Here is a 9,613-nt window from a genome sequence, read left to right as displayed (position 1 = left end):
TCCAGCCCATTTGATTCTTTCCTCATTTGCTACCATCGGAAATAATGGATTGGTTGCGATAACTACTTTGTACCCTTTTTCTTTTAATGTATCTACAGCTTGTCTCATTTCAGTTGATTTATATGTTGATGCCTTTACATTTTCAAATTGAGATTTATAGAACTTAATGAACTCCTCTTTGAACCATTCAATATCCCCATTTACAAGGTTCTCAAAATGATTCATAAATTTACTTTCATTTGATTCTCCTGTTTTATTGTTAATTACAATTTCTGTTGCTGCCATGATGTATTTCGCTAATAATTTAGGATCTAAGCGATCTTCAAAGTGATCCCCAATATTATGAAAGTATAATTTCATAAACATATCATAGTCCATTGGTAATAGTGTTCCGTCTAAATCAAATAAGAATGTATCTCTCATACTATCACTCCTTCACTTGTTTTATTATAACAAAATAAGACATAAAAAAAAGCAATTACTTGCTTTTCTCCAATTCTTTAATGTTATGAAACTGCAATACCATTTTATAGTAGTCTTTTAACTTTGGTATTACTTCAGAATATAATGGTGAATCTAGGTGTACGATAAGTTTGTTAAACAAATCAATAAATCCTTTAACAGTGAAATCTAAATAAATTGTTTCTGATTCAGATTTGATAATAAGGCAATTCATCCATCCTGATACTTTCAATTCTTTGATATCACTATATTTTATGAATTTCTGCTTAAGCAGTCTGGATTCTATACCTTGTTCATCTAATCTATAATAAATTGTCAAAAAGAATAGAAGTACAGGTACAATAGACCCCATCAATACTGCTATGAATATAGACAAAGATGTAAATCCATTCTCAATAATATAAAAAATAGCAATTATAGACATAAAATAGATAAATACTGTTGCATAATGCAGTCTGTTTTCTTTGTATTTTGCACCAATTTTCTTTGTACTTGTATCAAATTGCATTATGGCATTTAATAAAAGTAAAACTGATATGATTAAGTATGCAATTAGTCCATACATGTAGTAATCGAATGTTTGATAAGTCATTGTTGTTGAATCCATGTACAAGGTGATCCCAACCATAATCAAAGAGCTTATTATTACAATTGATAGTTTTAATGTTTTTGACATCTTAATTCTCCTTTATAAAGAGTTTTATGTTTGACACCAGAACATCAATGTCTTTTGTCTTTATGTCGTTATGAAGCGCTATTCTTAAGTGATTGCCTTTGTATCCACCGATAATTATGTGTTTGTTTCTTAAATATTTTTCAAGTGCTTCAAAGTCTACTGTACTTTCTACAAAGACCATATTGATATCAAGATTGTTTCTATCAACTTTGAATTCGTTTAAGCCATCTAGTAAATCAGCTAAGTATGATGCATTGTCATGATCTTCTTGTAGTCTTAATCTCATTTCATCCAGTGCAATAATACCAGGAGCTCCAAGAACTCCAACTTGTCTCATCCCACCACCAAGAAGTTTTCTTCCTCTTCTTGCTTTTTGGATGAAATCTCTTGTACCACATAGAACACTACCTATTGGTGCTGCAAGTCCTTTAGATAAACAAAATGTTACTGTATCTACATACTGACATATCTCTGATGCATCTACTTTTAGAAATGTTGCAGCATTGAATAAACGTGCTCCATCTAAATGGATGTTAAGATTATGTTTATTTGCTAGATCTCTAACGTCTTTCATATATGCTAACGGTAAAACTTTACCACTACCATGAGCGTTTTCTAAACAAATCAATCCTGTATCAGGGTAATGTACATCATTTCCTCTGATACCTTTTTTAATATCTTCTAGTGGCATCATACCATTTATTTCATTTATCAGTTGATATCCCACACCACTTATAACAGCTGCAGCATTTACTTCATAGTTCTTTATATGTGATTGAACTCCACATATAATTTCTTCTCCTCTGTTTGTTTGCCCGTAGATACCTAGTTGATTACCCATAGTACCACTAACAACAAACAAAGCAGCCTCTTTGCCTGTAAGTTTACAAGCAAGTTCCTCTAATTCTTTGATTGTTGGATCATCTTCGTATACATCGTCACCGACAACTGCATTCAGCATAGCCTCACGCATTTTTTTTGTTGGTTTGGTTACTGTATCACTTCTAAAATCTAACATATTAAACCTTCTTTCCTAAGGCAACTACATATGTAGTAAATTCCTCTTCACCATCTATTTGAAGAAGATTGTCACATAGTTCCTGATTATATGCTGCGATGCATACAGCACCACTATTAATAGCTTCACAAGATAAACTTAAGTTCTGAGCTGCATGTCCTGCTTCTATCATAATCATTTTATGAGCTGTATGTGCGTATTTATATTCTGAACGATATGGAACTGCGGTAAAGAACACAACAATAGATGCTTCACGTAATTGTCTTAACATCGCGCTATTTACTCTTTCTTTTAAAGTTTTGGTTTCCTCAATTAGTGTCAACTCATGTTTGTTTTGAGCATAGTGGTATAACCCTTGTTTAATGCCTTCTACATTATTAACATAAACATATGTTTCCATTGCATTAGTAGCTCCACCAGTAGGTATCGTTCTAAAAACAGCGGATTCATTTTTTACAAAGTCTACTCGACTTGTTTCATACAGTAAATAACTAACTTCCTCAAACGATAACGGATGTTTACTGTATTTTCTTGTAGAACGTCTATTTTTTATAGATTCAGTAAGTGATATTTTATCAATATTTGGAAACTCTTTTTGAAGTTTAAACTTGATTCCCTCAAGTTCTTTGAATAATGCAGGTCTTTCTAACCCTAAATGACGATCCGTTTTAAAAGTATGTAGATCTGTCCATGTGGGTTTAATTGCTTTTCTGTTGTTTTTGATTTCATTTTTGATGTCCATCAAATCACCTCTTTGTCATTATAACATTTATTATAAAAAAAGCCGAAAAACTTCGGCTTTTTATTTTGTTAATTCTAAGAATAAATCTATTTCACCTTTGATAACTTCTAAACTAGAATTCCAGAATTCTTTTGTTGATAAATCTATACCAACAAGAGCTGCAACATCTTCAACAGACATTTGACCAGTTTTTTGAAGTAATAAATTTACTTTAGGAACAAATGAATCACCTTGTTCAATAAATTTAGCATAAATTCCTTTTGCAAATAGTAAACCAAATGCATATGGGAAGTTATAGAAACTCAATCCACCACTATAATAGTGAGGTTTATTTAACCATCCGTATTTCATTAAGTAATCTTCATGCAAGCTATCTCCATATGCTTCTTTCTGAGCTGCTTCCATCATATCACATAACATTTGTTCATTTAATGGCGTTGTTTTGCGAGTTTCAAAAACATTACTCTCAAAGATAAATCTTGATAATATATCAACAATAACTTGTGTGCTTCCTTTTAATGATTGTTCCAAGATAAATATTTTCTCATTTTCATCAGCATCTTTTAATGCTGCATTCTTTACAATTGTTTCACAGAATGTCGATGCAGTTTCTGCTACTGGCATTGTATAACTACTGTTAAATATCTTCTCTTTAAAAATTTGATCTCCGTGATACGCATGACCAAGTTCATGAGCAAGCGTAATGACGTTCCCAAAACTACCAGTGAAGTTTGTTAGAACACGTGACTGTTTAATAGGGTGGATGTTACTGCAAAATGCTCCACCACGTTTACCCATACGAGGTGAAAAGTCTATCCATTCCTCATCATAAGCACGACGTGCTAAGTTCTCTAATTCAGGACTAAATGTCTTGAAGTTTTCAAAGATATATTCCATTGCTTCATCTTCTGTAAATGTTTTACTGCTTTCTCCAACAGGTGCAAATAAATCATAGTATGGCATTGCCCCATCATGACCTAACATTTTTGCTTTTCTTAAGATATATTTTCTAAAATGAGGTAAGTAATCTTTCATACTACTTATTAAAGCATCTAAAGTACTACGTTTCATTCTTGAATTATATACAGCTTGATCCAAAGCAGAATCAAATCCTCGTAAATCACAAATAGTATTTACTTCTGCTTTTACACCATTCATAGAGTAAGCAACACTTTGTGCAATTTTTGGATATGCTTTCATTTCTGCATCGTAACCATCTTTACGTACTTGTGGATCTTTATCACTTGAAAAGTTTCTTACTGAGCTTAAAGGAAGTTCTTCTCCTCTATACTCTACTTTTACCGTACTAGTTAACTCACCTTGTAGTTGTCCCCACATTGTAGATGACGTTTGTCTCATTCTACTAATAATCATTTCTTCTTCATCGCTTAGAACATATTTTGACCCTTCAACAATACTGTTTAGATAAAAGTTGAACTCTTCTAAAGACTTATCGTCCTTGAAAATCTCTTCTAAGTTAAGTGTTGGTACCCATTTAGAGAACTTTGTATCTGCTAAAGTCGACTTTGAAGCAAGTTGCTGTAAGACAGCCATATATTTTCTAGCGTCCTCATTCAATGCTTCTGTAGATACTGTAAGTCTTGAAAACACCATTGTTTTAATAAACAATGTTCTTAATTGTTCTTCAATAGCTAAGAACTCGTTTAATTTTCTAGCCGCATCTTCATTACTCGCAAACTCTTTTACGGCAAATTCATTTGCCTGATTAACAAGAACTTCAATTTTCTTAATGTCTTCTAAAAAGTCTTTTGAATCAAATGATTTATATAGTGCATCTAAATTCCATTTTTTCATAATGTCACTCCCTCTCTATTAGATTATATCAAATAAAAAAGACTTATGCATAAGTCTTTTTATATTTTCTGTAACTAATTAGTTTTTTATTTTTTACATCGTATAGAAATAGTCTCATAAGTTTAAAACTACTAAATAGTTTAATCTCTTTTTTGCTTCTTAATATACTATTTGAATGATACAGTTTTTTCAATCTGTAGTTTGGTACTTTTGCGTTTAAATGATGAACATTGTGATACCCAATATACCCTGTGAACCAATCAAGAATTTTAGGTAACTTATAGACACTGCTTCCTTTTAATGCCGCTTCTATAATATCCCAGTTTTCATTGTCTTCCCAGTATACATCATCATATTGATGTTGAACATAGAATAACCAAACTCCCGCAGATGCAGCGAAAAAGATCACTGGCAACTGGATTAATAAGTAATACTTAAGACCCACAGTTAACCATACTGTAATAATTATTGCGATAACACCAATATTGGTTATACTGTTTGATAGCCAATCTTTTTTGGTTTTGTTTTGAAGTGGTAATCGCTCACTAATTAGAAATACATAGATTGGACCAATAATGAATAATACAAATGGGTTTCGATATAATCGATACCCTAATTTTTTACCAAAAGATGCAGCTTTGAACTCGTCTACCGTCATTGTCCAAACATCTCCAACACCTCGTTTGTCCATGTTACCAACTGTTGAATGGTGTTTTACGTGTTCACGTTGCCAACGATAAAAGGAAGTGAATACGAGTATTCCAAATATATGTCCTAGTATGTTCATTACTTTTTTGTTTGCCATAAATGATTTATGTGTACAATCATGGAAAAAGATGAATACTCTAACTAAAAACAATCCTGGAATAATGGATAATGCTAGTACAAATATATAAGGCACTCCTTTGTTGATCATGAAATACATTAAGTATATTAATCCAAGATATGGTATTAATGTATTTGTGATTTGCCATATTGCTCTTGCGTTTGAAGGCACAGCGAAAGGCCTTACTAGTTTGTTTATGTCTTTACTTTTCATAAAAATCACGTCCTTTTAAATTACTATGTCTGTCATAGTACATCTCTATTATAATTACTCTACCACACATAGTAAAGAGATATGATAAAAAAAAGAGACTTTTCAGTCTCTTTTACTTAAGTGCTCTTGTGATAATTTCTTCAATTGTCTCTACTGGGATAATTTCTAAATGCTTTTTAACATCTTCTGGGATGTCTTCTAAGTCTTTTTTGTTATCCATTGGGATCATGATTGTTTTTAATCCTGATCTGTGTGCGGCAATTGATTTTTCTTTTAGTCCACCAATTGGTAACACGCGTCCACGTAATGTGATTTCACCTGTCATACCTAAGAAGTGATCTACTTTTTTACCAGTTAAAGCTGATACGATAGCTGTTGTAATTGTTACTCCAGCAGATGGTCCATCTTTTGGTACTGCACCTTCAGGTACATGGATGTGAATGTCATTTTCTTTAAACATGTCCATGTTGATTTCTAATTTAGCAGCATTTGATTTAACATATGATAAGGCAGCCATTGCAGATTCTTTCATTACATCTCCAAGTTTACCAGTTAATACTAGTTTACCAGTTCCTTCATAGTATGTTACTTCAACAGGGAGAGTATCTCCACCAAATTGTGTGTATGCTAATCCTGTTACAACACCAACTTGATCTGTTTTTTCTGCTTTAGAGTTACTGAATCTAGCTTTTCCTAAGAATGTTCCTACGTCATCTTTATCAATAACAACTTTATCTTTTTTGTCCCCTAGAATAATTTTGATTGCTTTTCTTGTTAAGCTACCAAATAATCTATCAAGTTGACGAACTCCAGCTTCACGAGTATATCCTCTAATCAATTCCATAATCGCATCTTCTGTGATTGTGAATTTTTTAGGATCTAAACCATGAGTTTCAAGTTGTTTTGTAATTAAATGCTCAATTGCGATGTTATATTTTTCGATTTCAGTATAACTACTTAATTCAATAATTTCCATACGATCACGAAGTGGCGCTGGAATGTTTCCTAAATAGTTTGCTGTTGCGATAAATAGTACTTGTGATAAATCATATTGTTCTTCTAAGTAATGATCGCTAAATTTAGCGTTTTGTTCTGGATCTAGTACTTCTAGTAATGCAGCACTTGGATCTCCTTTGTAATCTGAACCTAATTTATCAATTTCATCTAATAAGAATACAGGATTTACAACTTTAGCTTTTTTCATTCCATCCATAATACGACCAGGAAGTGCTCCTAAGTATGTACGTCTATGTCCTCTTATTTCTGATTCATCTTTTACTCCACCAAGACTTTGTTTAACGAAGTTTCTACCTAGTGCTAACGCGATCGATTGCGCTAAACTTGTTTTACCAACACCAGGAGGTCCTACTAAACATAGAATTGTTTGAGGGTTTTTCTTTGTTAAGATTTTTACAGCTAAATATTCAATGATTCGTTCTTTCACTTTTTCTAATCCAAAGTGAGTTGAATCTAAAGCTTTTTCAGCTTTGTTGATATCAGTTTCATCAATACTTACTTCATGCCATGGTAATTCTACTAGTAAGTCAAGATATGTTCTAATAACTCCACTTTCACCGCTAGATGCAGGTAAGCTTTGGTATCTTTGTAGTTCATACATTGCTTTTTCTTCGATGTTTTTAGGCATTTTTTTGGCTAAGATTTTTGCTTTTAATTCTTCATTATCTGATTCTTTCTTAACCTTGTCACCAAGTTCTTCTTGGATTGCTTTCATTTTCTCTCTTAAGTAATACTCTTTTTGATTCTCATCAATATTTTTCTTTACAGTCATATTGATTTGATTTTCAATTTGAGACATATACTTTTCTTTTTCAATATCTTCTAGAAGATATGTCAATCTCTGATTTAAGCTGTCTGTTTGGATATATTTGAATTTCTGGTTTTCACTAATTTTTAAACTATCTGCGACGATGTCACATAATCTATCACTATTAACACCATTTTGGATTGCTTCTAAACTTTGTTTAGGACTTTTAAGTAATGTTTTAGAATTATCTAGAACTTGTTTTGCTAACATTCTTACAAGTGCTAATTCTTGATCGATATCCTCTTGTACTGTAGGCATAGTTTTAAATCTAGTTAAGAAGAATGGTTTTACTTCTTCCATATTTAATATCTGTGCACGTATAATTGGATCGAACTTCACCTTAAAGTTTCCATTAGGTAGTTTAATCTTAATTCCGATTTTTGCTACAACACCATATTGTAGTACGTTTTCAATTGTAGGAGTATCAAACATTGGATTCTCCTGGATTAATAATAGTACATGTCCGTCATAATTTTTTTCTGCTTCAAGTAAGGCGTTCTTGCTCATAATACGACCAACTTCGATTCTTAAATCAGTATGAGGAAAAGGCGCAATTCCGCGGATTGCGATGCTTGGTAATAATCCTTCTGTTAAAATATTACTTTTGTACATAATATCACCTCTCTTATTTCTCATTTGATAACTCTATTATACTACACAAATGTGTATATTCAATGAATACACACTTATGTAAACGTTTTGAGTCTTTTAGTATTATAGTATATTTTTCTTATTTAGAAAAGCATAATGTTCTATTATTTTAAGTTTCTAACACGAACCTTTTTATAGCGTGTGCTACCCCATTTTCCTTATTTGTAAGAGTTACATAATCCGCTTGTTTTTTAACCGATTCTATAGCATTACCCATAGCAATACCGATTCCTGCATATTCAATCATCGTAACGTCATTTTCTTGATCCCCAATCGCCATTATTTCTGATTGTTTTACATTTAGTAATTTCCCTACTTTTTCAAGGGCAGTTCCTTTTGAAGTACCTTTTGGAATTACTTCTATATAAAAACTTGAAGACATTAGGATGTCGTATGTTCCAGATAACTTCATGAATCGTTCATAAACGATTGGATATTGCTCTTTATTTTCCTCAACGATTAGGACTTTGTTAAATTTGTTCTCTTTGATGACTTTTTTGAAGTCAGTGACTAACTCAAATTTAGCACGTAGTGATTCTTCAACATGTTGGGCCATTTCCTTCAAGAACTCAATTCTTTTACATGGTTTATAGAAGACGGTATTGTCTGTATATAGCATATATGCTGTATTATGTTGTTCTAGCAATGACACCGTTTCTAATACTTGATCTTCGGTTAGAAAATTAGATTCTATTGTTGATTGGTCTGCATTCATGATTTGCCCACCATTATACATTATGTATGGGGTATCTAGATTTAATACTTTCATATATGGTTTTGTAAATAACATTGGTCTTCCTGTAGCTATCACTACGTGTACACCACGTTCTCTGGCTTGCTTAATTGCAGCTAAGTTTTCTTTACTTATCTCTAAGTTTTTTGTTAGTAGTGTTCCGTCTAAATCTATTGCGATTAGTTTTATCATTGTATCACCCTTTTGTATTATACTATATATTTATCTTATTTCGTGTAAAAAGCTCATTAAAGAGCTTTTATTTTATTGATAATATCAAAGACATCTTGAACTGTCTTTGTTTGGTGTAGTTGATTGGTTAATCTAATTGCTTTTTTGAGTGGTGTTTGATTGATTAATTCTCTTATAACTGGGATTTTATTAGGAACCATACTAAATTCTTTTAATCCAAATCCAAGAAGTAATAATGCCATGTCTTCGTTGCCAGCAAGTTCTCCACACACGCTACAATCAACTTTGTTGATTGTTGCTTGTTCTATTATGTTTTTAAGCAATGTGACAAATGATGGTGTAAATGGATTTACTAGTTCTTTCATTGATGTATCTTGTCTGTCTACTCCAAATGTATACTGAAGTAGATCATTTGTTCCAATACTTACAAAGTCGATGTAAGGGAAATAGTCATCTAGTC

Annotated in this window: 9 protein-coding genes; all 9 read right to left on the bottom strand. The window is 32.1% G+C overall.

What is annotated here, in order from left to right; all coding sequences use genetic code 11:
- The coding region (locus AC2LE6_RS07355) for an HAD family hydrolase (protein WP_484478621.1) at positions 1-423 on the bottom strand (423 nt) is incomplete at its 3' end.
- A gap of 55 nt (positions 424-478) precedes the next feature.
- The gene (locus AC2LE6_RS07350; protein ID WP_484478620.1) at positions 479-1,138 is read right to left on the bottom strand and encodes a hypothetical protein; all 660 of its coding nucleotides are present in this window, start codon (positions 1,136-1,138) and stop codon (positions 479-481) included.
- Position 1,139: 1 nt separating this feature from the next.
- Positions 1,140-2,156, bottom strand: coding sequence for a low-specificity L-threonine aldolase (ltaE, locus tag AC2LE6_RS07345; RefSeq protein WP_484478619.1), 1,017 nt, complete (start codon positions 2,154-2,156; stop codon positions 1,140-1,142).
- Between the two features lies 1 nt (position 2,157).
- A complete protein-coding gene (locus AC2LE6_RS07340) occupies positions 2,158-2,898 on the bottom strand; it encodes a SagB/ThcOx family dehydrogenase (RefSeq protein ID WP_484478618.1) in 741 nt (246 codons plus the stop codon).
- A 60-nt stretch (positions 2,899-2,958) separates the two neighbouring features.
- Positions 2,959-4,713 carry a M3 family oligoendopeptidase gene (locus tag AC2LE6_RS07335; RefSeq protein ID WP_484478617.1) on the bottom strand — a complete coding sequence of 585 codons (1,755 nt, stop codon included), beginning with the start codon at positions 4,711-4,713 and terminating at the stop codon, positions 2,959-2,961.
- A gap of 43 nt (positions 4,714-4,756) precedes the next feature.
- Positions 4,757-5,752 (bottom strand): fatty acid desaturase, encoded by a 996-nt coding sequence (locus AC2LE6_RS07330; protein ID WP_484478616.1) that lies wholly within the window; start codon positions 5,750-5,752, stop codon positions 4,757-4,759.
- A gap of 112 nt (positions 5,753-5,864) precedes the next feature.
- Positions 5,865-8,189: an endopeptidase La gene (gene lon, locus AC2LE6_RS07325; RefSeq protein WP_484478615.1), complete on the bottom strand. Its 2,325-nt coding sequence runs from the start codon at positions 8,187-8,189 to the stop codon at positions 5,865-5,867.
- 148 nt (positions 8,190-8,337) lie between these two features.
- Positions 8,338-9,153, bottom strand: a complete 816-nt coding sequence (locus tag AC2LE6_RS07320) for a Cof-type HAD-IIB family hydrolase (RefSeq protein ID WP_484478614.1) — start codon at positions 9,151-9,153, stop codon at positions 8,338-8,340.
- 56 nt (positions 9,154-9,209) lie between these two features.
- Positions 9,210-9,613 (bottom strand): putative PEP-binding protein (locus AC2LE6_RS07315; RefSeq protein ID WP_484478613.1); only part of this gene is annotated, 404 nt, incomplete at its 5' end.

The sequence above is a fragment of the Candidatus Izemoplasma sp. genome, from assembly GCF_982632705.1.
Note: the sequence above shows the minus strand (reverse complement) of the source record. Positions and strands in the feature narration are given on the sequence as shown.

What these genes read in the sequence shown, in the direction of transcription:
- AC2LE6_RS07350 (WP_484478620.1), bottom strand. Translation starts at nt 1,138, where the DNA reads ATGTCAAAAACATTAAAACTATCAATTGTAATAATAAGCTCTTTGATT.
- ltaE (WP_484478619.1), bottom strand. Translation starts at nt 2,156, where the DNA reads ATGTTAGATTTTAGAAGTGATACAGTAACCAAACCAACAAAAAAAATG.
- AC2LE6_RS07340 (WP_484478618.1), bottom strand. Translation starts at nt 2,898, where the DNA reads ATGGACATCAAAAATGAAATCAAAAACAACAGAAAAGCAATTAAACCC.
- AC2LE6_RS07335 (WP_484478617.1), bottom strand. Translation starts at nt 4,713, where the DNA reads ATGAAAAAATGGAATTTAGATGCACTATATAAATCATTTGATTCAAAA.
- AC2LE6_RS07330 (WP_484478616.1), bottom strand. Translation starts at nt 5,752, where the DNA reads ATGAAAAGTAAAGACATAAACAAACTAGTAAGGCCTTTCGCTGTGCCT.
- lon (WP_484478615.1), bottom strand. Translation starts at nt 8,189, where the DNA reads ATGTACAAAAGTAATATTTTAACAGAAGGATTATTACCAAGCATCGCA.
- AC2LE6_RS07320 (WP_484478614.1), bottom strand. Translation starts at nt 9,153, where the DNA reads ATGATAAAACTAATCGCAATAGATTTAGACGGAACACTACTAACAAAA.